This is a genomic window from Polaromonas sp. P1_H6 (assembly GCF_056405195.1).
Genome location: NZ_JBFUCN010000017.1, coordinates 12,044 through 37,117, shown reverse-complemented (window position 1 = coordinate 37,117; position 25,074 = coordinate 12,044). Strand labels below are relative to the sequence as shown.

The 25,074-nt window shown below is 64.5% G+C and carries 26 protein-coding genes; 15 read left to right on the top strand and 11 right to left on the bottom strand.

Annotated features, from left to right (window positions below; genetic code table 11):
* Window positions 1–63 precede the first annotated feature (63 nt).
* Window positions 64–477 (bottom strand): hypothetical protein, encoded by a 414-nt coding sequence (locus AC1D1F_RS16135; RefSeq protein ID WP_477675604.1) that lies wholly within the window; start codon window positions 475–477, stop codon window positions 64–66.
* Between the two features lie 157 nt (window positions 478–634).
* Between AC1D1F_RS16135 and AC1D1F_RS16130 the strand changes: the two genes are divergently transcribed.
* Entirely contained in the window at window positions 635–1,471 is an 837-nt protein-coding gene (locus tag AC1D1F_RS16130) for a helix-turn-helix domain-containing protein (protein ID WP_477675603.1), read from the top strand.
* A gap of 13 nt (window positions 1,472–1,484) precedes the next feature.
* Here AC1D1F_RS16130 and AC1D1F_RS16125 read toward each other — a convergent pair whose 3' ends face one another.
* The 4 genes from AC1D1F_RS16125 to AC1D1F_RS16110 form a co-directional block, all read right to left on the bottom strand.
* Window positions 1,485–1,847 (bottom strand): DUF1428 domain-containing protein, encoded by a 363-nt coding sequence (locus tag AC1D1F_RS16125; protein WP_477675602.1) that lies wholly within the window; start codon window positions 1,845–1,847, stop codon window positions 1,485–1,487.
* Window positions 1,848–2,002: 155 nt separating this feature from the next.
* Window positions 2,003–3,103: an ABC transporter ATP-binding protein gene (locus AC1D1F_RS16120; RefSeq protein WP_477675601.1), complete on the bottom strand. Its 1,101-nt coding sequence runs from the start codon at window positions 3,101–3,103 to the stop codon at window positions 2,003–2,005.
* A 4-nt stretch (window positions 3,104–3,107) separates the two neighbouring features.
* Entirely contained in the window at window positions 3,108–4,697 is a 1,590-nt protein-coding gene (locus AC1D1F_RS16115; RefSeq protein WP_477675600.1) for an ABC transporter permease, read from the bottom strand.
* 33 nt (window positions 4,698–4,730) lie between these two features.
* Window positions 4,731–5,756 carry an iron ABC transporter substrate-binding protein gene (locus tag AC1D1F_RS16110; RefSeq protein ID WP_477675599.1) on the bottom strand — a complete coding sequence of 342 codons (1,026 nt, stop codon included), beginning with the start codon at window positions 5,754–5,756 and terminating at the stop codon, window positions 4,731–4,733.
* 327 nt (window positions 5,757–6,083) lie between these two features.
* Between AC1D1F_RS16110 and AC1D1F_RS16105 the strand changes: the two genes are divergently transcribed.
* Window positions 6,084–6,587, top strand: coding sequence for a pyridoxamine 5'-phosphate oxidase family protein (locus tag AC1D1F_RS16105; RefSeq protein WP_477696468.1), 504 nt, complete (start codon window positions 6,084–6,086; stop codon window positions 6,585–6,587).
* A 16-nt stretch (window positions 6,588–6,603) separates the two neighbouring features.
* Entirely contained in the window at window positions 6,604–6,978 is a 375-nt protein-coding gene (locus tag AC1D1F_RS16100) for a hypothetical protein (protein ID WP_477675597.1), read from the top strand.
* Between the two features lie 39 nt (window positions 6,979–7,017).
* Here the strand turns inward: AC1D1F_RS16100 and AC1D1F_RS16095 are convergent, their stop codons facing one another.
* From AC1D1F_RS16095 to AC1D1F_RS16070, 6 genes are all read right to left on the bottom strand, one after another.
* Window positions 7,018–7,509 (bottom strand): BON domain-containing protein, encoded by a 492-nt coding sequence (locus AC1D1F_RS16095; RefSeq protein ID WP_477675596.1) that lies wholly within the window; start codon window positions 7,507–7,509, stop codon window positions 7,018–7,020.
* 55 nt (window positions 7,510–7,564) lie between these two features.
* Entirely contained in the window at window positions 7,565–10,180 is a 2,616-nt protein-coding gene (locus tag AC1D1F_RS16090) for a bifunctional aconitate hydratase 2/2-methylisocitrate dehydratase (RefSeq protein ID WP_477675595.1), read from the bottom strand.
* A gap of 65 nt (window positions 10,181–10,245) precedes the next feature.
* Complete coding sequence (locus AC1D1F_RS16085) at window positions 10,246–10,872, bottom strand: hypothetical protein (RefSeq protein ID WP_477655148.1); 627 nt, start codon at window positions 10,870–10,872, stop codon at window positions 10,246–10,248.
* Window positions 10,873–10,910: 38 nt separating this feature from the next.
* Entirely contained in the window at window positions 10,911–11,912 is a 1,002-nt protein-coding gene (locus tag AC1D1F_RS16080; protein ID WP_477675594.1) for an HpcH/HpaI aldolase/citrate lyase family protein, read from the bottom strand.
* A complete protein-coding gene (gene tam, locus AC1D1F_RS16075) occupies window positions 11,909–12,694 on the bottom strand; it encodes a trans-aconitate 2-methyltransferase (RefSeq protein WP_477675593.1) in 786 nt (261 codons plus the stop codon). The genes AC1D1F_RS16080 and tam overlap by 4 nt, the downstream gene beginning before the upstream one ends.
* Before the next feature lie 207 nt (window positions 12,695–12,901).
* Complete coding sequence (locus AC1D1F_RS16070; RefSeq protein ID WP_477655145.1) at window positions 12,902–13,888, bottom strand: malate dehydrogenase; 987 nt, start codon at window positions 13,886–13,888, stop codon at window positions 12,902–12,904.
* A gap of 325 nt (window positions 13,889–14,213) precedes the next feature.
* Between AC1D1F_RS16070 and AC1D1F_RS16065 the strand changes: the two genes are divergently transcribed.
* From AC1D1F_RS16065 to leuB, 12 genes are all read left to right on the top strand, one after another.
* Entirely contained in the window at window positions 14,214–15,011 is a 798-nt protein-coding gene (locus tag AC1D1F_RS16065) for a GntR family transcriptional regulator (RefSeq protein WP_477655144.1), read from the top strand.
* Between the two features lie 121 nt (window positions 15,012–15,132).
* On the top strand, window positions 15,133–15,579 hold the full coding sequence (gene sdhC / locus AC1D1F_RS16060) for a succinate dehydrogenase, cytochrome b556 subunit (protein WP_477655143.1): 447 nt from the start codon (window positions 15,133–15,135) through the stop codon (window positions 15,577–15,579).
* 18 nt (window positions 15,580–15,597) lie between these two features.
* Window positions 15,598–15,963, top strand: coding sequence for a succinate dehydrogenase, hydrophobic membrane anchor protein (gene sdhD / locus AC1D1F_RS16055; RefSeq protein ID WP_436153630.1), 366 nt, complete (start codon window positions 15,598–15,600; stop codon window positions 15,961–15,963).
* A gap of 53 nt (window positions 15,964–16,016) precedes the next feature.
* Window positions 16,017–17,810, top strand: a complete 1,794-nt coding sequence (sdhA, locus tag AC1D1F_RS16050; RefSeq protein ID WP_477675592.1) for a succinate dehydrogenase flavoprotein subunit — start codon at window positions 16,017–16,019, stop codon at window positions 17,808–17,810.
* Window positions 17,811–17,862: 52 nt separating this feature from the next.
* Entirely contained in the window at window positions 17,863–18,567 is a 705-nt protein-coding gene (locus AC1D1F_RS16045; protein ID WP_436153628.1) for a succinate dehydrogenase iron-sulfur subunit, read from the top strand.
* Window positions 18,568–18,586: 19 nt separating this feature from the next.
* Entirely contained in the window at window positions 18,587–18,895 is a 309-nt protein-coding gene (locus tag AC1D1F_RS16040; protein WP_436153627.1) for an FAD assembly factor SdhE, read from the top strand.
* Between the two features lie 49 nt (window positions 18,896–18,944).
* A complete protein-coding gene (gene gltA, locus AC1D1F_RS16035; RefSeq protein WP_477678390.1) occupies window positions 18,945–20,255 on the top strand; it encodes a citrate synthase in 1,311 nt (436 codons plus the stop codon).
* A gap of 185 nt (window positions 20,256–20,440) precedes the next feature.
* Entirely contained in the window at window positions 20,441–21,415 is a 975-nt protein-coding gene (locus tag AC1D1F_RS16030; RefSeq protein ID WP_477678391.1) for a LysR family transcriptional regulator, read from the top strand.
* A gap of 43 nt (window positions 21,416–21,458) precedes the next feature.
* Window positions 21,459–22,880 (top strand): 3-isopropylmalate dehydratase large subunit, encoded by a 1,422-nt coding sequence (leuC, locus tag AC1D1F_RS16025; RefSeq protein ID WP_477678392.1) that lies wholly within the window; start codon window positions 21,459–21,461, stop codon window positions 22,878–22,880.
* 24 nt (window positions 22,881–22,904) lie between these two features.
* Window positions 22,905–23,042, top strand: a complete 138-nt coding sequence (locus tag AC1D1F_RS16020) for an entericidin A/B family lipoprotein (protein ID WP_477678393.1) — start codon at window positions 22,905–22,907, stop codon at window positions 23,040–23,042.
* Window positions 23,043–23,693, top strand: coding sequence for a 3-isopropylmalate dehydratase small subunit (gene leuD, locus AC1D1F_RS16015; protein WP_477678394.1), 651 nt, complete (start codon window positions 23,043–23,045; stop codon window positions 23,691–23,693). It abuts the gene before it with no gap.
* Between the two features lie 69 nt (window positions 23,694–23,762).
* On the top strand, window positions 23,763–24,833 hold the full coding sequence (leuB, locus tag AC1D1F_RS16010; RefSeq protein ID WP_477678395.1) for a 3-isopropylmalate dehydrogenase: 1,071 nt from the start codon (window positions 23,763–23,765) through the stop codon (window positions 24,831–24,833).
* The last annotated feature ends 241 nt before the right edge of the window (window positions 24,834–25,074 follow it).

Genomic DNA, 25,074 nt, shown 5'->3' with positions numbered 1-25,074 from the left:
GCCTGCATACCCTGCCCTCCTACCCAGTCTTGTGCCTCAGTCTTGCGCCCTTCTGGTGCCGTCCTACCAGGCCGGCTGTGGCGCCGCGCGGCGCAAGCCGAAGTACTGCAGCTCCGCCAGCACCGCCACAGTCAGCGCTTGCATCACCACATAAGCCACACCCAGCATGGAGGGCGACACGCGGCCGCTGACCAGCAGCAGCACGCAGGCCAGCGCCCAACCGGCATTACCCGCCACCAATGCCCAGATGACGCCGCGCGGCAAAGGATTACGCGTTGAAACAAAAGCAACGACCGCCGCATAGACCAGCAGGAACTCGCCGGTGTAGGCAAGCAGGCCTTCGGGCAGGTTCAGCAGGCGGGCCATCGCGGCCGGGAAGGCTACTTGCAGCGCGCCGCAGGCAATGCACGACAGCGCGTCCACACGCAGCACATTGCGCAGAAAGTTTGGGGACGACACGATGGAACTCGAAAACATGGCAAAACTCCTGAAGGTGCGGTCGGCCGATGATGTTGATCAGCGCTCCGGGCCGCCGGGTCGGTGCGCATGGAGGTCATCATTCCTGCGTGGCAGCGGCCCGTCGATGACCTGGCAGGTAATGGAACCCTGCTCACATGGCTTTACGATGAGGGCCATGACCGCCAGCACCCACCACCCCAGCCGCCCGGCGCCGCGAAGTGCGCCCCAACCTTTTGGCGACCACCTGCGCCACTGGCGCCAGCACCGGCGCCTGAGCCAGCTGGACCTGGCCCATGAGGCGGACATCTCGACGCGCCACCTGAGTTTTGTGGAAACCGGGCGCTCGGTGCCCAGCCGCGAAATGGTGCTGCGGCTGTCGGAGAGGCTGGACATCCCGCTGCGCGAGCGCAATGCGCTGCTGGTGGCGGCCGGTTATGCGCCCATGTACCGCGAGCGCCCTCTGGACGACCCGGCGCTGGCCTCGGCCCGGCAGGCCGTGGAGCTGCTGCTCAAAAGCCATGAGCCCTACCCCGCCCTCGCGGTGGACCGGCACTGGAACCTGGTGGCCGCCAACCGCATGGTGCCGCACCTGATGGAAGGCGCCGATGCATCCCTGCTGGAGGGCCCGGTGAACGTGTTGCGCCTCAGCCTGCACCCCAAAGGCCTGGCGCCGCGCATCGGTAACCTGCTGCAGTGGCGCGCGCATATATTTGAGCGTCTGCGCCAGCAGGTCGCGGCCACAGCCGACCCGCTGCTGGCCGCCTTGCTCGAAGAACTCAAGGCCTATCCCGTGCCTGAGGAAGCGAAAAACGAACACCTCGACGGCGAGCACCCGGGCGTTCTCATGCCTTTCCTATTCAAGACACCCGCCGGCATGCTGAGTTTCATCAGCACCACCACCATCTTCGGCACACCGGTGGACGTGACGCTGCAGGAGCTCGCGATGGAAACCTTTTTCCCGGCCGATGATTTCACGCGCCAGGCGTTGCTGGCGCTGGCGGCGCAAGCTTAGACGTCAGCAGTCTTCACAACTCGACGATTGTCTTGAAGCCGCCAAAGATCATCCGCTTCCCGTCAAAGGGTAGATTCTTCGGGTCCATCATGGCTTCGAGGCGTGGGTCGGACATGACCTTTTTGTTGACGCTGTCGCGCTGCTTGCGCGACTTGTAGGTGATCCAGGAGAACACCACCACTTCATCCTTCTTGAGCTTGACGCTTTGCGGAAAGGAGGTGAGCTTGCCGGGTTTCACATCGTCGGCGATGCATTCGGTGTATTCGATCGCGCCGTACTCCTTCCAGATCTTGCCGGCCTTGCGGGACAGCTTGCGGTAGGCCTCCACTTTCTTGGTGGGGACGGCGACGATGAATCCATCTACGTAGCGGGCCATAAAGAAATCTCCTTGTTTGAGGTGCCGATGAAAAGCGGATGCGACACGGCGAAACAACAAGGTCAGGAGACCCTTCGCATCTTGTGTACACCGTACACAATATACCCGAAAACAGGGAATTCCTTGACGGAAAAAGTAACAAAGCTTGCTGGCCCTCAGGCGCTGAAGACGTGGGCCTGGCCGGCCACGGTGATGCGCACCATGGCGCCCAGCGCCGGCGCATGCATGCCCGCGCTGTGCACCAGCAGCGGCTCATCCCAGCCGCTTGCTGGCGCCGCCGAAGCCGCGCCGGTGCCGCGCACCAGGCGCACCGACAGCACGCAGACCGAGCCGCCGAAATCGGTGTCGGTGATCGCACCGTAGCAGGCCTCGCCTTGCGAGCCCTGCGCCGCCGCTTCGGCCGGCACCTCGGCCACCTGCAGCTGCTCGGGCCGCAGCATGATTTGCGCCGGACCCTGGCGCCCACTGTCGTTGACGGCGATGCGCCCCAGCGCGCAGTCGGCCCAGCCGCCGGCCAGTTGCGCGGGCAGCACGATGCTGTCGCCCAGGAAGCCGGCCACAGCCGCATCGCGCGGCCGCAAATACAGGTCCAGCGGGCGGCCGGCCTGCACCAGCAACCCGCCGCGCATCACGGCCACCTGGTCGGCGAATGACAAGGCCTCGGCCTGGTCGTGCGTGACGAGGATGGTGGTGATGCCCGCAGCGCCCAGCAGCTGCGCCACGGCCTTGCGGGTGCTGGCGCGCAAGCCAGTGTCGAGTGCCGAGAAAGGTTCGTCGAGCAGCATCAGCTTCGGCCGTTGCGCCAGAGCCCGCGCCAGCGCCACACGCTGCTGCTGGCCGCCCGAGAGCTCATGCGGGCGGCGCGCCAGCATGGCGCTGTCCAGCGCGACCATGTCCATCAGTTCGGCGATCCGTTCAGCGCGCCGCGGCGTGTTGCGCGGCAGGCCAAAGCCGACGTTGCCTTCAATCGTGAGGTGCGGAAACAGTGCGCCGTCCTGCGGCACATAACCTATGCCGCGTTCGTGCGCGGGCACGGCATCGGGGCCATCGGCCAGTTGGCGCCCGCCCAGGGTGACACGGCCGGCGTCGGGCGCCTCAAAGCCCGCGATGATGCGCAGCAGCGTGGTTTTGCCCGAGCCCGAAGGGCCGACGATGGCGGTGCGGCTGCCGGGCGTGACGCTGAGGTCCACGCCGCCCAGGGCCTGAACGGCGCCGTAATGTTTGCGGATGGCTTGCAGTTCCAGAGAAGTCGTCATCGCGTCATCGTCCCGCCGTGCGTTTGGATTGGTGGTAAAGCAGCCAGGTCATGGGCAGCGAGAGCAGCACCATGATGAGCGCATAGGGCGCGGCGGCGGCGTAGTCGATCTCGCTGCTGTAGGCCCAGAAGGAAGTCGCCAGCGTGCGCGTGCCGTTGGGCGCGAGCATCAGCGTGGCGGTGAGTTCGTTGGTGATGCCCAGGCCCACCAACGCCGCGCCGGCCGCCGCACTGGGCGCGGCCAGCCGCATCGTGATGGCCCACAGCGCCTGGGCGGGCGTGCGGCCCAGGCTGCGCGCGGCCTGCTCCAGCTCCACCGGCGCCTGCGCGATGCCGGCGCGCAGGCTGATCAGGGCGCGCGGCAAAAACATCAGCAGATAGGCCAGCAGCACCGTGAGCGCCGTCTGGTAGATCGGCAGGCGCACGGTGACCGTGACCAGGGCCAGCGCCACCACCACGCCGGGCAGCGAGCCGACCATGTAGTTGCAAGCTTCGAGCACACGCTGCAACCGGCCCGGCGAGCGTATCGACAGCCAGGCCATGGGCACAGCGGCCAGCGTGGTCAGCAACGCACCGGCCAGCGCGAGCGCCAGGGTCTGGAAAAGAGACGGGCCGAGTTCATCGAAGCGCCACACAGCCGCGCCGCCCGCCACCAGCCAGCGTCCCAGTGTGACCAGCGGCACGCCCAGCGCCAGCACGCTGAGCAGCGCGGGCAGCAACAGGCCAAGCGCGGTGAAGCGGCCCAGGCTGCGCTTCAAAGGCATGCGCGCCGCGCCGGAGCCGACGCGCGCATAACGTTCCTTGCCGCGCGCGGCCGATTCCAGCCCCAGCAGCGCGAAGCAGCAGACCACCAGCACGCCCGAGAGCATGTTGGCGGCGGGGCCGTTGTAGGTCGACTGGAACTGGTCGACGATGGCCGTGGTGAAGGTGTCGAAGCGGATCATCACGTAGAGGCCGTATTCGGCCAGCAAGTGCAGCCCCACCAGCAGCGAGCCGCCGCACACCGCCAGCCGCAACTGCGGCAGCACCACACGAAAGAACACGGCCCAGGGGCTAAGGCCGAGCGAGGCGGCGCTGTCTTCCATGCCCGGGTCCAGCCGCCGCAGGGCCGCGGCCACCGGCAAATACAGGAAAGGGAAATAGGCGATCACCGAGACCATCACGCCGGCCGCCAGGCCGTGCAGCCCGGGCGCCACCGTCATCCAGGCATAGCTGTGCACAAAAGCCGGCACCGCCAGCGGCGCCACCAGCAGCCAGGCCCAGGTGCGGGCGCCGGGCAGCTCGCTGCGTTCGGTGAGCCAAGCCAGCGCCACAGCCAGCACGGCGCATAGCGGCACCGTGAGCGCCACCAGCAGCCCGGTGTTGACCAACAGTTCGCCGACGCGCGGCCGGAAGATCAGGGCCGAGGCGGTATCCCAGCCGGTCTGGACGCCGACCCAGAGCACAAAGCCCAGCGGCAGCAAAGCCAGCAGCGAGACCACGAGGGCCGCGCCGCCCACCCAGGACAGGCGCCAGCCGCCATGCCCCGCCGCCGCAGCAGCCGGGAAAGGCCGCAGCACGGCGTCGGCGCCGGCATCAAGGGGCAAGGCACTCAAGGAAGGTATCCGATCCGCGGGCGTGAAAGCGGTTTACAGCAGGCCGGCCTGGGTCATCAGGTCGGTGACTTTTTTGCTGTTGAGTTTGGACGGCTCGACCTTGGGCGCCTGCAGTTCGGCCAGCGGCACCAGCTTGGGGTTGGACTGCGCGCCGGTACCGACGGCGTATTCATAGGCGTCGCCAGTCTTCAAAATTTCCTGGCCGCCCTTGCCGGCGATCCATTTCACGAAAGCCTGGGCTTCGGGCTGGTGCTTGCTCGAGGCCAGCACGCCGCCGCCGGAGATGCTGACGAAAGCGCCAGCATCCTGGTTGCGGAAGTAATGCAGCTGGGTGTTGCTGCTGTTCTCGCCGGTCTTGGCCTGGTCGCCGTAGTAGTAATAGTGGTAGATGACCCCGCCCTCGATCTGGCCGGCGTTGACGGCCTTGAGCACCGTGCCGTTGCCCTTGTAAGGTGTGGCGTTTTCCTTCATGGCCTTGAGCCAGGCGGCAGTGGCAGCCTCGCCCTTGAGCTCAAGCAGCGCGCTCACGATGGCCTGGAAGTCGGCGCCGGAAGGCGACGCGGCCCAGCGGCCCTTCCATGCCGGCGTGGCCAGATCCAGCATGGACTTGGGCAGCTGCGCCGGCGTGAGCTTGGCCTTGTTGTAGACAAACACCGTGCTGCGCGCGGCGATGCCGGTCCAGCGGCCATGCTCGGGACGGAAGTTGGCAGGCACTTCAGACAAGGTGGCCGCATCCAGCGGGGCAAACAGCCCTGCCATATCAACCAGCGCCATGGCGGGAGAGTTTTCGGTCAGGAACACGTCGGCGGGTGAGGCTTTGCCTTCCTGCACGATCTGGTTGCCCAGCTCGGTATCGCTGCCGTTGCGCAAGGTGACCTTGATGCCGGTTTCCTTGCTGAAGGCATCGGCCCAGGCCTTGGTCAGGCTGGCGTGCTGGGCGTTGTAGACCACGATGCCCTCGGGGCTGGGTTTGACGGCTTGCGCTGTGGCGGCCAGCGGAGCGGCCAGAAGGCCGGCGGCCAGCGCGGCGCCGGCAAGGGAGAAGGACAACAATTTCATGGAACACCTTTACAAAAGAAGCGGGCACGCAGGGGACCGGGTCGGCAGGCGAAAAGACGAAAAGGCGGAAAAACAGTCATGTCTTGCGCCGCGCCTGTAAGGAACCAGTCATGCAAATGCGAATTACTCTCATCTATATGGTAACCGCTCCGCCATTTGGTTCCGCGGTAGGGCAATGGTTTACATAAGCGGCGTGCGCAAGCCGGAGCTGTCGGCACTTGCTGACAGCTGCCCGGGCCGCTGGCCGATGAGCGGCATGCGGCCCGGCGCCTAGCCTTGAAGCTTCCACCCCATGCACATCGATACACATCCATTCAGGGAGTTTTCATGAGCACAGCCAAATCAGACCACGACACCCTCTGGGCCCTGATCAAGGACATCAAGTACGGCATGCTCACGCACCGCCACGCCAACGGCTTGCTGCACGCCCATCCGCTGACCACGCAGAACCGCGCCATCGACGAAGGCGCGCGGCTGTACTTTTTCATCTCGCGCAAAAGCGAGCTGGCCCAGCGCCTGCAGCAGGACGGCAATGTCAATGTGTCGTATGCGGACCCGGGTGACGACAGCTATGTGTCGCTGTCAGGCCAGGCTCTGGTTGCCGAAGACCAGGCCAAAAAGGAAGAACTCTGGTCGCCGGCGGCACGGGCCTGGTTTCCGGCCGGCGTGAACGACCCGGACCTGGCCTTGCTGGCGGTGCATATCCACCACGCTGAATATTGGGATGTGAAGGAAAGCAAGATGGTGCAGCTGGCCAAGATGGCCAAGGCCGCGCTCACCGGAGACACGCCGCCCAGGCTGGGCGAACACAAAGAACTGCACCTGTCCTGAACCAGCGCGAGGTCCCATGCCCTTCATCTCATTCAACAAATCCACCGAACCGGCCGCACCGGACGACCTGCGCATCAACAGCGCCGCGGTGCTGTACGTGGAGGCCTCGCCTCCCGACCTGGTCGGCCAGACCACCATCCACATGCTGGGCCAGGGGACGACCGTCAATGCCGTCACCGAATCGGTAGGCACCGTGGTCGCCAGCATAGGCAATCTGGTGGGCCTCAAGCGCCACTACCTGGCGCCGCCGCCCGACATCGGCGCGAGCACGGTCTATGTGCAGGCGTCCAACGTGAGTTATATGCGCCCCAACCTGCCGCTGTCGCCGGAGTTCTGGTACCTGACCTTTGTCGACGGTTCGGAATTGCGGGTGGTCGAGCCTCTGCCCTGAAGACTCCAATGCGCTTCGGACTGGCGCCGTGCCACGCCCTTATTTCTGTGCGGGCACATAGCGCACGGGCTCATCGCCCACGCGCAGGTAGTTCACCACCCCCATCACGTCGTCGACCAGCCAGACGGCTTTCTCCAATGCTTCGGACTGCTCGCGTGTCTTGACGCAGCCTTTGAGGAACACCAGCCGGCGCTCACCCTGCACCCAGACGCTGGTGTCGTCGAAGCGGCCGTCGAGCTTGATGTACTGCGAGACACGCGGAATGATCTCCTGGTCGTACCAATAAGAGTTGGCAAGCCGGCAGCGCCCCACGCGATAACAGCTGCCGCCGTGCTGCGCCCGGACATGGGCCACGTCGCGCACTTCCTGCTCGGTGTAAAGCGGCCCTTCGGGAACCGGGCACTGGGCGATGGCCGAGGTGACCTGGAGGAAGGGGTCGTTGAAGGCGTTGCTGCGCGCTTCTTGTGCTCCCGCACCGGTTACCGAAAAAAGGGCAAAAAAAAGGAAGGAAAGAAGTGACGGTTTCTTCATCACTTCATCCTTCCATTTCACCTTGCGGCTGTCAAGCCGCAGGCAGGGTGTCCACTTAGGCCGGCACGCCGTCCTTCACCGTATCGGCCATGTCGGTGTAATCCTTGACCTGGTCGAAGTTGAGGTACTGGTAAATCTGCGCGCTGGCAGCCGTCAGCACGCCCATGTCGGCCATGTATTCGGCCTTGGTGGGGATACGGCCCAGCTTGGAGCAGATCGCGGCCAGTTCGGCGGAACCGAGGTAGACGTTGGAGTTCTTGCCCAGGCGGTTCGGGAAGTTGCGGGTGGAGGTGGAGAACACCGTCGCGCCCTCTTTCACCTGTGCCTGGTTGCCCATGCACAGGCTGCAGCCCGGCATTTCCATGCGGGCGCCGGCGGAGCCGAGCACGCCGTAATGGCCCTCTTCCGTGAGCTGCTTGGCGTCCATCTTGGTCGGCGGCGCCATCCACAGCTTGACGGGGATGTCGCGCTTGTTCTCGAGCAGCTTGGAGGCCGCGCGGAAGTGGCCGATGTTGGTCATGCAGCTGCCGATGAAGACTTCATCGATCTTGCTGCCGGCCACTTCGCTGAGGGTCTTCACGTCGTCGGGGTCGTTCGGGCAGGCCACGATGGGTTCGTGGATGTCGGCGAGGTCGATTTCGATGACGGCGGCGTATTCGGCATCCGCATCGCCCTTGAGCAACTGCGGGTCGGCCAGCCAGGCTTCCATGGCGGCGATGCGTCGCTTGATGGTGCGCACGTCCGAGTAGCCCGTGGCGATCATCCACTTCAGCATCGTGATGTTGCTGTTGATGTACTCGATGATGGGTTCCTTGTTCAGGTGCACCGTGCAGCCGCCGGCGGAACGCTCGGCGGAGGCATCGGAGAGCTCGAACGCCTGTTCCACCTTGAGGTCGGGCAGACCTTCGATTTCCAGGATGCGGCCCGAGAAGATGTTCTTCTTGCCCTGCTTGGCGACCGTCAGCAGGCCGGCCTTGATGGCGTACAGCGGGATCGCGTTGACCAGGTCGCGCAGCGTGATGCCGGGCTGCATTTCACCCTTGAAGCGCACCAGCACCGATTCGGGCATGTCCAGCGGCATCACGCCGGTGGCGGCGCCGAAGGCCACCAGGCCGGAGCCCGCGGGGAAGCTGATGCCGATGGGGAAACGCGTGTGGCTGTCGCCGCCGGTGCCGACGGTGTCGGGCAGCAGCATGCGGTTAAGCCAGCTGTGGATGATGCCGTCGCCGGGACGCAGCGAAATGCCGCCGCGCGTGCTGATGAAATCAGGCAGCTCGTGGTGCATCTTCACGTCGACGGGCTTGGGATAGGCCGCCGTATGGCAGAAGGACTGCATGACCAGGTCGGAGCTGAAGCCCAGGCAGGCCAGGTCTTTCAGTTCGTCGCGCGTCATCGGGCCGGTGGTGTCCTGCGAGCCGACCGAGGTCATCTTGGGTTCGCAATACGTGCCGGGGCGCACGCCCTGGCCTTCCGGCAGGCCGACCGCGCGGCCGACCATTTTTTGCGCCAGCGTGAAGCCGCGGCCGTTGTCGGCCGGGTTCTGCGGCAGGCGGAACTGGGTGGACAAAGGCAGGCCCAGCGCGAAGCGCGCCTTGGCCGTGAGGCCGCGGCCGACGATCAGCGGAATGCGGCCGCCGGCACGCACTTCGTCGAACAGCACGTCGCTCTTGAGCTTGAACTCGGCGATCACCTTGCCGTCCTTGAGCGCCTTGCCGTCGTAGGGGCGCAGCTCGATCACGTCGCCCATGGCCATCTGGCTCACGTCGAGTTCGATCGGCAGCGCGCCGGAGTCTTCCATGGTGTTGTAGAAAATCGGTGCGATCTTGCTGCCGAGGCAGACGCCGCCGAAGCGTTTGTTGGGCACAAACGGAATGTCCTGGCCCGTCCACCACAGCACGGAGTTGGTGGCCGACTTGCGCGAGGAACCGGTGCCGACCACGTCGCCCACATAGGCCACGAGGTTTCCCTTGGCCTTGAGTTCTTCAATGAACTTGACCGGGCCGCGCTTGCCGTCTTCCTCGGGCGTGACGCCGGGGCGGGCGTTCTTGTGCATGGCGATGGCATGCAGCGGGATGTCGGGGCGGCTCCAGGCGTCGGGCGCGGGGGAAAGATCGTCGGTGTTGATTTCACCGGCCACCTTGAAGACCGTCAGCTTGATGGACTCGGGGACTTCAGGGCGGCTGGTGAACCACTCGGCATCGGCCCAGCTTTGCAGCACGGCCTTGGCGTACTTGTTGCCCTTCTCGGCTTTTTCCTGGACGTCGTGGAACTGGTCGAACATCAGCAGGGTATTTTTCAGGCCGCTGGCGGCTTGCGTGGCGACGCTGTCTTCCGCGTCGTCGAGCAGCGCGACCATGGGGCTGATGTTGTAGCCGCCCAGCATGGTGCCCAGCAGCTGCGTGGCTTTTTCACGCGAGATCAGCGCGCATTTTTCCGTGCCGTGGGCCACAGCCGCCAGGTAGCTGGCCTTGACCTTGGCGGCGTCGTCAACGCCGGCCGGAACGCGGTGGGTAATGAGTTCGACCAGGAAGGCTTCCTCGCCCTTGGGCGGATTCTTCAGCAGCTCGATGACTTCGCCGGTCTGCTTTGCGGACAACGGCAGCGGCGGGATGCCGGTGACGGCGCGCTCGGCGACGTGGGCGCGGTAGGTTTGCAAGAAGTCGGACGTCATGGTTTTTTTCTCCTGTACTCAAAAATTTGCACGGGCGATGCCCGTGCGGTCGTGGTCTGTGTCTGTTATTGGGTTTTGGCCGGGGCAGTTTCTGGCTGAGCAGAACCCGTGCCAGCCTGAGCTGGCGCAGCTTTGGCGGCAGGCAAGGCCTCCAGAATGCTGGTCGGGGGGTTCTTCTTCATGTCGTCGGCAAAAGTCACCTGCGCCGGGCTCATGCACTCGTCAGCCAGGCGCTGGCCCAATTTCTGGCTCATCAGCATCGACTTGTTGCCCAGCTGGAGCCACATGGCGCCTGCACGGCCGTCTTCCAGGCGGATGGCGCCGGTGCGGCTTCCGACCGGGTGCATGCGAAAACGCATCTTGCCCGTCTGCACCAGGAAGAAGCCCGGGCGTTTTTCGTTCGGCGTGATGGTGACGGAGGCACCCAGTTCGCAGGGGATCGTGCCGATGTAAACCCGCTTGGCGAGCTCCAGGTCTTCAGCGGTCAAGGTGACTGACAGGTCATCGTCAATGGGCGTCCTTTCTTCCACCACCTTGGCGGCGGAACGCCTGATCGGTGCGCGCTTGGCGGCCTGGACAGGCTGGTCAGCTGCGGCTGCAGCCTTGGGCGCGGCGGCTTTAGGGGCCGCCGTCTGGGCCAGCAACAGGGCCGGCGCGGCCAGCATCAAGGCAGAGAGAGCGAAATGTTTCATGAGGGTCCTTTGGAACGGTCAACAGTCAATCGGAAAAATCAGTGAAGCGGGACAGGAAAATACGCCTGCGCCTCGTGCGGTAAGACACGGCCGGTCTGGTGCGCACGCTCCAGAACCTGCCAAAAGTAGCGGTAGCTCGCGCGGTCGTGCAGCTTTCCTTCAAAGTTGATGGGCGCCCAGTCGGCAAGCGCGGCGGCGGTGATTATTTTGGTGGCGTCCTCAATCTCGCCTTCGCCGGGTGCGAAGGCCTCCAGAATGGGGCGAATCTGGTTCGGGTGGATGCTCCACATCCGGGTGTAGCCCAGTTCGCGGGCGGCATGGCGTGCGGCGGCGGTCATGGCCTCAATGTCGCTGAATTCCGTGACAACACAATGTGAGGGCACCTTGCCGTGGGCGTGGCAGGCCGAAGCGATTTCGAGCTTGGCGCGCAGCACCAGCGGGTGCGTGAACTGGCCCCGGCTGCTCATGCCGTCGGCGGGAATCGCGCCCGCATGGGCCGACACAAAATCCATGAGCCCGAAGCTCAGCGACTGCACGCGCGGGTGCGCCGCGATCTCAAAGGCATTGCGCACCGCGAGCGGCGATTCGATCAGCACGTGCAGCGGCAAATCCCCGGCGCAAGCGGCCAGCAGCGCCTGCTCGGCGCGCAGTACGTCGGCCAGCGATTCGACCTTGGGAACCATGATGTGCGAAAGGTGGCGCGCCAGCTTGCCGGCGATCATCGCCATGTCGGACTCAAAGGCCGGATGGTCCACCGCGTGCACACGCACGGCGACGCGGGCCTTGTCGCCGGCCAATGCCGCCAGCGCCACCACCATGGCCGCGTGCTCGGCCTCGCCGCCCACGGGCGCGCCGTCTTCGCAGTCCAGCGTCACGTCAAACACGCAGGCGCCGAACTCCTCGATCATCTCGGCCTGCAACTGCAGGCTTTTGCGCATGCGCGCTTCGACGCCGCTGTAGTGGTCGCAGACCGGCAGCGTCATGGCGCCGGCCTGGGCGCCGAGCAGCACTTGCGCGGGATGAAGGGCGGTGGCGCTCATGGCTTGCGTTGGGCGACGATGAACATGCGCGGGAAGGCCAGCAGCCGTTTTCCGTCACTGCGCGGGGTATAGGCCTTGGCGACCCGCCGTTCGTATTCGGCGAGGTAACTCGCCTGCAGGTCCGGCGGCAGGCGGTCCACAAAGGGCTTGAGGCCCGTTGCACGCACCCATTCCACGATAGCGGCGGCCGAATCCATAGGGTGCTGGTAAGCCGTGCGCCAGACATCGACGTGCGCGGCCTCAGCGGCCAGCAGGTCGTAATAACGGTCTATCGAGAAAAGCTCGGTGCGCAGCTTTGAGTAATCACCGATTGCGTCAGTCCACGGCGCTTCGGACGCCAACTCGCGCATCAGGCGATGCGTGGGCTCGTCGCGGTTGTCGGGCATCTGGATGGCCAGCACGCCGCCGGGCGCCAGCGCGGCGAACAGCCGCGGGATCAGCCTGGCGTGGTCGGGCACCCATTGCAAGGCCGCGTTCGCGTAGATGAGCTGGGGTGCGGCATCGCCGGATGCGGCTTGCCAATCGGCGATGTCGCTCAACTCGAAATGCGCGGCCGGCAGGCGCTTGCGCGCGCTGGCCAGCATGGCTTCGGAATTGTCGGTGCCCGTGACCACGGCGCCCGGAAAGCGGCGGACCAGCAACTCGGTGGAATTGCCGGGCCCGCAGCCCAGGTCGAACACCCGGGCCGCCTGCCCCAGCGGCACCCGCGCCAGCAGCTCCTGGGCCGGGCGCGTGCGCTCGTCCTCATAGCGGCTGTAGAGTGCGGGATTCCAGTCGCTCATGGATGAGGACGGCGGTGTGCGGACAAGTGCTGGCGGCCTCTAGTACTGCAAGCTGGAAGTAGCGAAACAAAATGAAAGTGATGGATTCGCGCCCAGGGCAAGGCGCGAGCCGCAGCGAAGGCTGGACGCCTTCGCAAGGCTTGCAACGCCGCCATGGGTGCGAAGACGCGCTTTCATGTTTCGATATTTTCGGGTTGCAGTACTGGTTTACAGGAGATGCTTGACGCCGTCTTGCTCACCCTTGAGCTCGTCCAGCGTCTTGTTGATGCGTTCCTGGCTGAAGGCGTCGATTTCCAGGCCTTCGACGAGTTTGTACTCGCCGTTTTCGCAGGTCACGGGGAAACCGAACATGACGTCCTTGGGGATGCCGTACTGGCCGTCCGACGGGATGCCCATGGTGACCCACTTGCCGTTGGTGCCCAGGGCCCAGTCGCGCATGTGGTCGATGGCGGCATTGGCGGCCGATGCCGCCGAGGACAGGCCGCGCGCTTCAATGATGGCGGCGCCGCGCTTGCCGACGGTGGGCAGGAACACGTTGGCGTTCCATTCCTGGTCGTTGATCATCTTGGCGACGCTTTCGCCCTTGATGGTGGCGAAACGGTAGTCGGCGTACATCGTGGGCGAGTGGTTGCCCCAGACGGTGAGCTTTTCGATGTCGGCCACGGCCTTGCCGGTCTTGGCGGCGATCTGGCTGGCAGCGCGGTTGTGGTCCAGGCGCAGCATGGCGGTGAAGTTCTTGCGCGGCAGGTCGGGGGCGCTCTTCATGGCGATGTAGGCGTTGGTGTTGGCGGGGTTGCCGACCACCAGCACCTTGACGTTGCGGCTGGCAACGGCGTTGAGCGCCTTGCCCTGCGCCGTGAAGATGGCGCCGTTGACGGCCAGCAGTTCGGCGCGTTCCATGCCGGGGCCGCGCGGGCGCGAACCGACCAGCAGCGCGTAGTCGGCATCCTTGAAGGCCTTCATCGGATCGTCATACGCTTGCATGCCGACCAGCAGCGGGAAGGCGCAGTCGTCGAGTTCCATCATCACGCCCTTGAGCGCCTTCTGCGGGCCCTCAACAGGCACTTCGAGCAGTTGCAGGATGACGGGCTGGTCCTTGCCGAGCATCTCGCCGGAGGCAATGCGAAACAGCAATGCGTAACCGATTTGGCCAGCTGCACCGGTGACTGCAACACGGACGGGTTTTTTGCTCATGATCGAGGGCTCCAGGAAAGTTAAGAATCGGTTGAATGAGGGTGTGATGTGAGATGTCTGGCGCGAGCCTGGGATATCCGAGATGCTTATTCAGGGTTTTCGCCCTCAAAATCACCGCAAAATGGCAGGCCATGCACTGGCTCAGCCCAAGATTTTACGCTCGAAAAGTGACGGGCGTCAATTTGTCTTATGTCTTATATAAGATATGATTCAGGCTTGATTCGGACTTTATTTCCGGGATTGCCGCGTGCCTGTTGCGGCACCCCATGCAACCCGCTTTAACCCGCCGCCAAACGCCACTTACTGCTGCTAACCTGCTGCTCCCATGGCCATCAACCCGTCCTCATTGACCGATTCCGCCACGCTTTCCGGCGATGCCGGCGCGGTTACCGGCGTGGCACCGGCCTTCAGCCCGCTCTACCAGCAGATCAAGGTGCTGATCCTGCAAAGCCTGCAGGCCGGTGAATGGAAGCCCGGCGAGGCCATTCCCAGCGAGATGGACCTCGCCGCGCGTTTCCGCGTGAGCCAGGGCACGGTGCGCAAGGCGATCGACGAACTGGCGGCCGAGAACCTGGTGGTGCGCCGCCAGGGCAAGGGCACCTTCGTGGCCACGCATGCTGAGCAACACGTGCAATACCGCTTCCTGCGGCTCATGCCCGACAGCGGCGACACCACCAGCGAAGGCCCGGCCGAGCGGCAGATCATCGATTGCAAGCGCCTGCGCGCGCCGGCCGACATCGCGCGCCCGCTCTCGCTGCGCACCGGCGACGCCGTGCTGCAGCTGCGCCGCGTGCTGGCCTTCCAGGGCACGCCGACGATTCTCGAAGACGTCTGGCTGCCGGGCGGCCCGTTCAAGGGCCTGACCGCCGAGCGGCTGGCCACGCACCGCGGCCCCATGTACGCGCTGTTTGAAACCGAGTTCGGCGTGCGCATGGTGCGCGCCGAGGAAAAAATCCGCGCCGTCGCGGCCGATGAGGCCTCCGCCGCGCTGCTCAGCGTGCCGGTGGGCGCGCCGCTGCTCAGCGTGGAGCGCACCGCCTATACCTACAACGACCTGCCCATGGAATTGCGCCGGGGCCTGTACCGCACCGATACCCATCACTACAAAAACGACCTTAGTTGACGGGAACCCTCAGGAAGCTGCAAACGTTTGTAAGCCGATTGTTGCGTTGCAATAGAATTCGGCTGTTTAGCTGTAATTGCAGACCCGGTTACCACCCAGTTACACCCACGAAAGCCTAAAAATGACAGAGCTGGCCTCCAAACAGCGTCCCAAGCGGCCCGAGTTCCGCAACATCAACGCGCTCACCGACCTCCCCACCTACCGCTTCCCCGTCGCAAGCATCATCTCCATCCTGCATCGCATCAGCGGGGGCATCATGTTCCTGCTGCTGCCCTTCATCATCTGGATGTTCGACACCTCGATTTCTTCCGAGATTTCGTTCGAGAAATTCAAAGCGGCTTTCAACATCGGCATGCTGGGCCTGCCCGGCATCATCTGGAAGCTCGTGGCGCTGGCCCTGATCTGGGCCTACCTGCACCACTTCATCGCCGGCCTGCGCCATCTCTGGATGGACGTCAGCCACGCCGCCGTCAGCAAGGAGTTCGGCAAGTCATCCGCCATCTTCACGCTGGTCGTGAGCATCGCCCTGACGCTGGTCCTCGGCGCCAAGCTGTTCGGCCTTTACTGATCACAAGGAGCACAAAAAATGGCAGTTAACTACGGCTCCAAGCGCATCGTTGTCGGTGCCCACTACGGCTTGCGCGACTGGCTCGCGCAACGCGTCACGGCTGTCCTGATGGCCCTCTTCACCGTGCTGCTGCTGGCCCAGGTCATCTTCAGCAAAGGCCCCATCGGCTACGACAAATGGGCCGGCATTTTCTCGGCGCAGTGGATGAAAGTGCTGACCTTCACGGTCATCATCGCCCTGCTCTACCACGTGTGGGTCGGCATGCGCGAGATCGGGATGGACTACCTCAAGGCGGCGTCCCTCAAGCTCGTGCTGAATGTGTTCACCATCGTCTGGCTGGTGGCCTGCGCCGGCTGGGGCATCCAGGTCCTGTGGCGCCTCTGACGCGCCGCTGACACTGAAGACCCGACAAGAAGACCGACACCCCACAAAAAATCATGACCGCAACATCCAAACTCCCCAAGCGCAAATTTGACGTCGTCATCGTCGGTGCCGGCGGCTCCGGCATGCGCGCCTCGCTGCAGCTGGCGCGCGCCGGCCTCAATGTCGCCGTGCTCTCCAAAGTGTTCCCCACGCGCTCGCACACCGTCGCGGCCCAGGGCGGCATCGGCGCCTCGCTCGGCAACATGAGCGAAGACAACTGGCACTACCACTTCTACGACACCGTCAAGGGCTCCGACTGGCTCGGCGACCAGGACGCGATCGAGTACATGTGCCGTGAAGCGCCCAAGGTCGTGTACGACCTCGAGCACATGGGCATGCCCTTCGACCGCAACCCCGACGGCACGATTTACCAGCGCCCCTTCGGCGGCCACACCGCCAACTACGGCGAAAAGCCCGTGCAGCGCGCCTGCGCCGCGGCCGACCGCACCGGCCACGCCATGCTGCACACGCTGTACCAGCAAAACGTCAAGGAAAAAACCAGCTTCTTCGTCGAATGGATGGCGCTGGACCTGATCCGCGATGCCGCGGGCGACGTCGTGGGCGTGACCGCCCTCGAAATGGAAACCGGCGACGTCCACATTTTTGAAGCCAAGACCACACTGCTGGCCACCGGCGGCGCCGGCCGCATTTTTGCCGCGTCGACCAACGCCTTCATCAACACCGGCGACGGCCTGGGCATGGCGGCGCGCGCCGGCATCCCGCTGGAAGACATGGAGTTCTGGCAGTTCCATCCGACCGGCGTGGCCGGCGCCGGCGTGCTGCTGACCGAAGGCTGCCGCGGCGAAGGCGCGATTTTGCGCAACAGCAACGGCGAGCGTTTCATGGAGCGCTATGCGCCCACGCTGAAAGACCTGGCGCCGCGCGACTTCGTCTCGCGCTCCATGGACCAGGAAATCAAGGAAGGCCGCGGCTGCGGCCCCAACAAGGACTACATCCTGCTGGACATGACCCACCTGGGCGTGGACGCCATCATGAAGCGCCTGCCCTCGGTGTTCGAGATCGGCCACAACTTCGCCAACGTCGACATCACCAAGGAACCGATCCCCGTGGTGCCGACCATCCACTACCAGATGGGCGGCATCCCGACCAACATCCACGGCCAGGTCGTCACGCAGGACGCCAGCAACCAGAGCCAGGTCGTCAACGGCCTCTACGCGGTGGGCGAATGCTCCTGCGTCAGCGTGCACGGCGCCAACCGCCTGGGCACCAACTCGCTGCTGGACCTGCTGGTGTTCGGCAAGGCCGCCGGCAACCACATCGTCGAGTTCGCCAAGACCACCGTCCACAAGCCGCTGCCGGCTGACGCCGCCGACAAAACCCTGGCCCGCATCGCGCGCCTGGACAACGCGACCGACGGCGAATACGCCCAGGACGTGGCCAACGACCTGCGCGCCGCCATGCAGCAGCACGCCGGTGTGTTCCGCACGCAAGCCATCATGGACGAAGGCGTAAGCAAGATCGCCGCCCTGCGCGCGCGCGTCAACAGCATCGGCCTGAAAGACAAGTCCAAGATCTTCAACACCGCGCGCATCGAGGCGCTGGAAGTCGAGAACCTGATCGAGGCCGCACAGGCCACCATCGTGTCGGCCGCCGCCCGCCGGGAAAGCCGCGGCGCGCACTCTGTCGACGACTACGGCGACACGCCCGAACACCCGAACGGACGCAACGACACCGAATGGCACAAGCACACGCTGTGGTACAGCGAAGGCAGCCGCCTGGCCTACAAGCCGGTGCAGATGAAGCCCCTGACCGTCGAGTCCGTGCCGCTCAAGACACGCACGTTCTAAAAAAAACAGACACGACAGACGGCCTGCGACCCCACAAGAAGCGAGAAACCCCATGACCAAACGCACCTTCAAGATCTACCGCTACGACCCGGACACCGATGCCAAGCCCTACATGCAGACCATCGAGGTGGAGCTCGACGGCCATGAGCGCATGCTGCTGGACGCGTTGATGAAACTCAAGGCGCAGGATCCGTCCATCAGCTTTCGCCGCTCCTGCCGCGAAGGCGTCTGCGGCTCGGACGCGATGAACATCAACGGCAAGAACGGCCTGGCCTGCCTGACCAATATGCGCACGCTGCCCGAGGTCATCATCCTCAAGCCGCTGCCGGGCCTGCCCGTGGTGCGCGACCTGATCGTCGACATGACGCAGTTCTTCAAGCAGTACAACTCGATCAAGCCCTACCTGATCAACGACAACGTGCCGCCCGAGAAAGAGCGCCTGCAGAGCCCCGAAGAGCGCGAAGAGCTCAACGGCCTCTACGAGTGCATCCTGTGCGCCAGCTGCTCGACTTCCTGCCCCAGTTTCTGGTGGAACCCCGACAAGTTCGTCGGCCCGGCCGGCCTGCTGCAGGCCTACCGTTTCATCGCCGACAGCCGCGACGAAGCCACCGCCGAGCGCCTGGACAACCTTGAAGATCCCTACCGCCTGTTCCGCTGCCACACCATCATGAACTGCGTCGACGTCTGCCCCAAGGGCCTGAACCCGACGAAAGCCATCGGCAAGATCAAGGAAATGATGGTGATGAGGACAGTTTGACCGTCCACTGGCCGAAAATATGGAAACCGCCGACGCCCTGCTAGACGAGCGCGCCCTGAGCAAACTCAAGTGGCGCTGCCGACGCGGCCTGCTCGAAAACGACCTGCTGATAGAGCGCTTCTTCCAGGGCCACGAGGCCACCCTCACCGTCAGGCAGGCTAAAGGGTTGAATGATTTAATGGAGTTGTCCGACAACGATTTGCTGGACCTGCTGTTAAAACGAAAAGAAGCTGGCCAGCTGCCCGATGAAGCCGCCAAGGCAAGCGCCTCTACTTCTGAAGCCCATGAGGTTTTAAAGTTGCTGCAGCCCGCGGCGCCGGCCCCCTGATTACCCGCCCGTCCCTCATTGACACTGATACGAAAGAAAGAAGCAAGAAATGAAGCTAGCTGACAACAAAGCCACCCTGTCCTTCAGCAACGGCAGCCCCAGCATCGACCTGCCGGTGTACCAGGGCAATGTCGGCCCGGACGTCGTCGACATCCGCAAGCTGTACGCGCAAACCGGCATGTTCACCTATGACCCCGGTTTCCTGTCGACCGCCGCCTGCCAGTCGGCCATCACCTACATCGACGGCGACAAGGGCGAGCTGCTGTACCGCGGCTACCCCATCGAGCAGCTGGCCACCAACTGCGACTACATGGAAACCTGCCACCTGCTGCTGTACGGAGAGCTGCCCAACGTGGCGCAGAAGACCGACTTCGTGCACCGCGTGACCAACCACACCATGGTCAACGAGCAGATGCAGTTCTTCCTGCGCGGTTTCCGCCGCGACGCGCATCCGATGGCCATCATGACCGGCCTGGTCGGCGCCCTGTCGGCCTTCTACCATGACAGCACCGACATCAACAACCCGGAACACCGCGAAATCGCCGCGATCCGCCTGATCGCCAAGATGCCGACCCTGGTCGCCATGGCTTACAAGTACACCGTGGGCCAGCCCTACATGTACCCCAAGAACAACCTGAGCTACGCCGGCAACTTCCTGCACATGATGTTCGCCACGCCGTGCGAAGAGTACAAGGTCAACCCGGTGCTTGAACGCGCCCTGGACCGCATCTTTATCCTGCACGCCGACCACGAACAGAACGCCTCGACCTCCACCGTGCGCCTGTGCGGTTCCTCCGGCACCAACCCCTTCGCCGCCATCGCGGCCGGTGTGGCCTGCCTCTGGGGCCCGGCCCACGGCGGTGCCAATGAAGCAGCCCTCAACATGCTGGGCGACATCCAGAAGCAGGGCGGCGTCGAGAAGATCGGCGAATTCATCAAGCAGGTCAAGGACAAGAGTTCCGGCGTCAAGCTGATGGGCTTCGGCCACCGCGTCTACAAAAACTACGACCCGCGCGCCAAGCTCATGCAGGAAACCTGCAAGGAAGTGCTGCAGGAAATGGGCCTGGAAAACGACCCGCTGTTCAAGCTGGCCATGGCCCTGGAAAAGATCGCCCTCGAAGACGACTACTTCGTCTCGCGCAAGCTCTACCCCAACGTCGACTTCTACTCCGGCATCGTGCAGCGCGCCATCGGCATCCCCGTGCCGCTGTTCACTGCCGTCTTCGCCCTGGCCCGCACGGTCGGCTGGATCGCCCAGCTCAATGAAATGATCGGCGACCCCGAGTACAAGATCGGCCGCCCACGCCAGCTGTTCACCGGCTCCACGACCCGCCAGGTCAAGCCGCTGGCCAAGCGCTAAGCCACCCGCGCCTTGGCGCAAAGCCCGCCTGATGGCAGCATCGGCGGGCTTTTTTACGCCCGGGCCAGGGGGAAAACGCCCATCGGCAAGCGGGCCATCGCGTATTGCGATGACAAAACCCGGTTCTTAGCGGCAAAATAGCGATCTACCGTCGTCGAACGCGATGACGCCACGCCACAAGCCCCATGAAAAGCTCAGAACGCAACTTTGCCCGCCGCATTGACCTGACCTCGCTTCAACTCTTTGTGGCCGTGTGCGAGCTGGGCAGCATCGGCAAGGCGGCCGAGCGCGAATTCATCGCCGCCTCCGCCGTGAGCAAGCGCCTCTCCGACCTCGAAGCCACGCTGGACACCCCCCTGCTGTACCGCCACACCCGCGGCGTCGACCTGACGCCGGCCGGCGAAAGCCTGCTGCACCATGCGCGCTCGGTGCTGTTCAGCCTCGAAAAAATGCAGAGCGAACTCAGCGAATACGCCGACGGCGTGCGCGGCCATGTGCGCGTGCATGCCAGCATCTCGGCCATCGTGCAGTTCTTGCCCGAGGACCTGGGCGCGTTCACGCGAGAACACTCCGGCATCAAGATAGACCTCGAGGAGCACCTGAGCACCGAAGTCGTCCGCGCCGTGCAGGAAGGCGCGGCCGACCTGGGCATCTGTAATACCGCCGACGGCGCAGGCGACCTGCAGACCCTGCCCTACCGCAGCGACAAACTCGTGCTCATCGTCCCGCGCGGCCACGCGCTGTGCGCGCAGGGCGCCATACGCTTCGAAGCGGCACTGGACTACGACCAGGTCGGCCTGCATTCCAACAGCTCGATCTACCTGGCCATGCGCGAGGCCGCAGCGCGGCTGGGGCGCACCATCAAGCTGCGCATCCACGTGACCGGCCTGGACGCCATGTGCCGCATGATCCACAACGGCCTGGGCGTGGGCGTGATGCCGCAGCGCGCCTTCGAACTGACGCACGGCGTCGGCGAACTTGAATCCATCCCGTTGCTGGACAGCTGGGCGGAGCGCCAGATCCAACTGGTGGCGCGCGACTTTTCCACCCTGCCGCTGACGGCGCGGCTGCTGGTCGACCACCTGACGCTGCCCGCGCCCCAACACGGCAGCCTGAAGGCCGCGAAAAGCGCGGCGGCCCCGGCCCACGCAGCCGCCTAAAATCACCCCACGACAGACGACACAAGAGACCACGAAGGAAACCATGGGACGCACCCTTTACGACAAAATCTGGGACGAACACGTCGTCCATACCGAAGAAGACGGCACGGCCATCCTCTACATTGACCGCCACCTGGTGCATGAAGTCACCAGCCCGCAGGCCTTTGAAGGCCTGCGCGAGGCCGGCCGCAAGGTCTGGCGCATCAGCTCCATCGTCGCCACCGCCGACCACAACACGCCCACCACCGGCTGGGAGCTCGGCTACGACGGCATCACCGACCTGGTCAGCAAGGAACAGATCACCACGCTGGACAGCAACATCAAGGAATTCGGCGCGGCCGCCTTCTTCCCCTTCCTCTCCAAGCGCCAGGGCATCGTGCATGTGATCGGCCCCGAAAGCGGCGCCACCCTGCCCGGCATGACGGTGGTCTGCGGCGACTCGCACACCTCCACCCACGGCGCCTTCGGCGCGCTGGCGCACGGCATAGGCACCAGCGAGGTCGAGCACGTGATGGCCACGCAGACCCTGCTGGCCAAGAAGGCCAAAAACATGCTCGTGAAGGTCGAGGGCAAGCTCGCACCCGGCTTGACCGGCAAGGACATCGTGCTGGCGATCATTGGAAAGATCGGAACAGCAGGAGGCACCGGCTACACGATTGAATTCGCCGGCGCGGCGATACGCGCGCTCAGCATGGAAGGCCGCATGACGGTCTGCAACATGGCGATTGAAGCGGGCGCGCGCGCCGGCCTGGTGGCGGTGGACCAAAAAACCATCGATTACGTCAAGGGCCGCCTGCTCTCGCCCACCGGCGTCGAATGGGACATGGCCGCCAAATACTGGAACACCCTGCACTCCGATCCCGACGCGAAATTCGACGCCGTGGTCGAACTCGACGCCAGCCAGATCCTGCCGCAGGTCACCTGGGGCACCTCGCCCGAAATGGTGCTGTCCATCGACGACCGCGTGCCCGACCCCGACAAGGAAAAAGACGCCAACAAGCGCGACGCCATCGAGCGCGCGCTGAAGTACATGGGCCTGGAGCCCGGCAAGGCGCTGAACGACCTCTACGTCGACAAGGTGTTCATCGGCTCCTGCACCAACAGCCGCATCGAGGACATGCGCGAAGCCGCGGCCGTGATCAAAAAGATAGGCCAGAAGGTCGCCAAAAATGTGAAGCTCGCGCTGGTGGTGCCGGGCTCCGGCCTGGTCAAGGAACAGGCCGAGCGCGAAGGCCTGGACAAGATTTTTGTGGCCGCCGGCTTTGAATGGCGCGAGCCGGGCTGCTCCATGTGCCTGGCCATGAACGCCGACCGGCTGGAGCCGGGCGAGCGCTGCGCCTCCACCAGCAACCGCAACTTCGAAGGCCGCCAGGGCGCCGGCGGGCGCACCCACCTGGTCAGCCCCGCGATGGCGGCGGCGGCGGCCGTGCACGGCCACTTTGTCGATATCCGCAAGTTTGTCTAACCACCAGCCCCAGGAGGAACTTCCATGAAAAAAATCAAAACCCTGCTTGCGCTGTCACTGGCCTCCGTGGCCGTTCTGCTGGCTGGCTGCAACACCTTCCGGGGTGTCGGGCAGGACGTCCAGAAGGTCGGCGAAAAAATCGAAAACGCCGCAAAGAAGTAAATGCAAAAATTCACCGTACACAAGGGTCTCGTGGCCCCCATGGACCGCGAGAACGTCGACACCGACGCCATCATCCCCAAGCAGTTCCTCAAGTCCATCCGCAAGACGGGCTTCGGGCCCAACCTGTTTGACGAATGGCGCTACCTGGACGCGGGCTTTCCCGGCCAGGACCCGGCCACGCGCAAGCCCAACCCCGACTTCGTGCTGAACCAGCCGCGCTACGCCGGCGCCTCCGTCCTGCTGGCGCGCAAGAATTTCGGCTGCGGCTCCTCACGCGAACACGCGCCCTGGGCACTGGACCAGTACGGCTTTCGCGCCATCATCGCGCCCAGCTACGCCGACATCTTCTTCAACAACAGCTTCAAGAACGGCCTGCTGCCCATCGTGCTGCCCGAGGCGCAGGTGGCCCAGCTGTTCGACGAAGCGCTGGCCTTTCCCGGCTACCAGCTCACGGTGGACCTGGAACGCCAGGTCGTCGTCAAGCCGCAGGGCGAGGAGCTCCCCTTCGAGGTGCAGGCCTTCCGCAAGTACTGCCTGCTCAACGGCCTGGACGACATCGGCCTGACCTTGCGCCAGAGTGACAAGATCAAGGCCTTTGAAGCCGAGCGCCTGGCGACCAAGCCCTGGCTGAGCCACACCGCCGCGGGCTGAACACCTTTCCCCAGAATCCACCGCGGGCCGTCCCCATGGGCGCGCGCGGCCATCACAAAGACAGCAATCATGAAAATCGCAATCCTGCCGGGTGACGGCATTGGCACTGAAATCGTCGCGGAAGCCGTCAAGGTCCTGAAGGCACTTGACCTGAAATTCGAAACCGAAAGCGCACTGGTCGGCGGCGCCGCCTACGAGGCCCACGGCCATCCGCTGCCCGAAGCCACGCTCAAGCTCGCCAAGGACGCTGACGCTGTGTTGTTCGGCGCGGTCGGTGACTGGAAATACGACAAGCTCGACCGGCCGCTGCGCCCCGAGCAAGCCATCCTGGGCCTGCGCAAGAACCTGGGCCTGTTCGCCAACTTCCGCCCCGCGATCTGCTACGCCCAGCTGGTCGACGCCTCCAGTCTCAAGCGCGAGCTGGTGTCCGGCCTGGACATCCTCATCATCCGCGAACTGACCGGCGACATCTACTTCGGCCAGCCGCGCGGCCGCCGCGTTTCGCCCGACGGGCACTTCCCCGGCTCGGAAGAGGCTTTCGACACCATGCGCTATTCGCGCCCCGAGATCGAGCGCATCGCCCACGTCGCCTTCCAGGCCGCCCGCAAACGCGACAAGCGCGTGACCAGCGTCGACAAAGCCAATGTGCTGGAAACCTTCCAGCTCTGGAAAGACGTGGTCACCGAGGTCGGTACGCAATACCCCGACGTTGCGCTGGACCACATGTACGTGGACAACGCGGCCATGCAGCTGGTCAAGGCGCCCAAGAAGTTTGACGTGGTCGTCACCGGCAATATGTTCGGCGACATCCTGAGCGACGCCGCCGCCATGTTGACCGGCTCCATCGGCATGCTGCCTTCGGCCAGCCTGAACGACAAGAACCAGGGCCTCTATGAGCCCAGCCATGGCAGCGCGCCCGACATCGCCGGCAAGGGCGTGGCGAATCCGCTGGCGACGATTTTGAGCGCGGCCATGATGCTGCGCTTCAGCCTGAACCAGCCCGAAGCCGCCGCCCGCATCGAAAAAGCCGTGGACGCCGTGCTGAGCCAGGGCCTGCGCACACCCGACATCTACAGCGAAGGCACGACCAAGGTCGGCACGGTGCAGATGGGCGACGCGGTCGTCAAGGCTTTGGCCTGACGTTTTTTCGCCGCAAACCGGCGCTTTGCCGAGAGTTTGGGGCGGTTGTCAGCCTCGGCAAAGCCAAGGCTGGCTACAATCGACACCTATGCGCAAAAACCCCGCTTTCACCCACTGCCCCGCCGCCCTGCGCGCGGGACGTGCGGCGCCGGTTTTTGCCCAGATCACCAAAACGACCACCATTAAAGGCTAGCAAGCCTGGTTCGTCGTGCCCTGCCGGCTCGATGAGCCGGGCCAAAAA

Excerpts from the sequence above, each read along its gene's own strand:
- sdhC (WP_477655143.1), top strand. The coding sequence starts at position 15,133 with ATGACAGAGCTGGCCTCCAAACAGCGTCCCAAGCGGCCCGAGTTCCGC.
- AC1D1F_RS16070 (WP_477655145.1), bottom strand. The coding sequence starts at position 13,888 with ATGAGCAAAAAACCCGTCCGTGTTGCAGTCACCGGTGCAGCTGGCCAA.
- AC1D1F_RS16135 (WP_477675604.1), bottom strand. The coding sequence starts at position 477 with ATGTTTTCGAGTTCCATCGTGTCGTCCCCAAACTTTCTGCGCAATGTG.
- leuB (WP_477678395.1), top strand. The coding sequence starts at position 23,763 with ATGAAAATCGCAATCCTGCCGGGTGACGGCATTGGCACTGAAATCGTC.
- AC1D1F_RS16090 (WP_477675595.1), bottom strand. The coding sequence starts at position 10,180 with ATGACGTCCGACTTCTTGCAAACCTACCGCGCCCACGTCGCCGAGCGC.
- AC1D1F_RS16095 (WP_477675596.1), bottom strand. The coding sequence starts at position 7,509 with ATGAAGAAACCGTCACTTCTTTCCTTCCTTTTTTTTGCCCTTTTTTCG.
- AC1D1F_RS16080 (WP_477675594.1), bottom strand. The coding sequence starts at position 11,912 with ATGAGCGCCACCGCCCTTCATCCCGCGCAAGTGCTGCTCGGCGCCCAG.
- sdhA (WP_477675592.1), top strand. The coding sequence starts at position 16,017 with ATGACCGCAACATCCAAACTCCCCAAGCGCAAATTTGACGTCGTCATC.
- sdhD (WP_436153630.1), top strand. The coding sequence starts at position 15,598 with ATGGCAGTTAACTACGGCTCCAAGCGCATCGTTGTCGGTGCCCACTAC.
- gltA (WP_477678390.1), top strand. The coding sequence starts at position 18,945 with ATGAAGCTAGCTGACAACAAAGCCACCCTGTCCTTCAGCAACGGCAGC.
- AC1D1F_RS16085 (WP_477655148.1), bottom strand. The coding sequence starts at position 10,872 with ATGAAACATTTCGCTCTCTCTGCCTTGATGCTGGCCGCGCCGGCCCTG.
- AC1D1F_RS16030 (WP_477678391.1), top strand. The coding sequence starts at position 20,441 with ATGAAAAGCTCAGAACGCAACTTTGCCCGCCGCATTGACCTGACCTCG.
- AC1D1F_RS16020 (WP_477678393.1), top strand. The coding sequence starts at position 22,905 with ATGAAAAAAATCAAAACCCTGCTTGCGCTGTCACTGGCCTCCGTGGCC.
- AC1D1F_RS16040 (WP_436153627.1), top strand. The coding sequence starts at position 18,587 with ATGGAAACCGCCGACGCCCTGCTAGACGAGCGCGCCCTGAGCAAACTC.
- leuD (WP_477678394.1), top strand. The coding sequence starts at position 23,043 with ATGCAAAAATTCACCGTACACAAGGGTCTCGTGGCCCCCATGGACCGC.
- AC1D1F_RS16065 (WP_477655144.1), top strand. The coding sequence starts at position 14,214 with ATGGCCATCAACCCGTCCTCATTGACCGATTCCGCCACGCTTTCCGGC.
- AC1D1F_RS16120 (WP_477675601.1), bottom strand. The coding sequence starts at position 3,103 with ATGACGACTTCTCTGGAACTGCAAGCCATCCGCAAACATTACGGCGCC.
- AC1D1F_RS16105 (WP_477696468.1), top strand. The coding sequence starts at position 6,084 with ATGAGCACAGCCAAATCAGACCACGACACCCTCTGGGCCCTGATCAAG.
- AC1D1F_RS16100 (WP_477675597.1), top strand. The coding sequence starts at position 6,604 with ATGCCCTTCATCTCATTCAACAAATCCACCGAACCGGCCGCACCGGAC.
- leuC (WP_477678392.1), top strand. The coding sequence starts at position 21,459 with ATGGGACGCACCCTTTACGACAAAATCTGGGACGAACACGTCGTCCAT.
- tam (WP_477675593.1), bottom strand. The coding sequence starts at position 12,694 with ATGAGCGACTGGAATCCCGCACTCTACAGCCGCTATGAGGACGAGCGC.
- AC1D1F_RS16045 (WP_436153628.1), top strand. The coding sequence starts at position 17,863 with ATGACCAAACGCACCTTCAAGATCTACCGCTACGACCCGGACACCGAT.
- AC1D1F_RS16130 (WP_477675603.1), top strand. The coding sequence starts at position 635 with ATGACCGCCAGCACCCACCACCCCAGCCGCCCGGCGCCGCGAAGTGCG.
- AC1D1F_RS16110 (WP_477675599.1), bottom strand. The coding sequence starts at position 5,756 with ATGAAATTGTTGTCCTTCTCCCTTGCCGGCGCCGCGCTGGCCGCCGGC.
- AC1D1F_RS16125 (WP_477675602.1), bottom strand. The coding sequence starts at position 1,847 with ATGGCCCGCTACGTAGATGGATTCATCGTCGCCGTCCCCACCAAGAAA.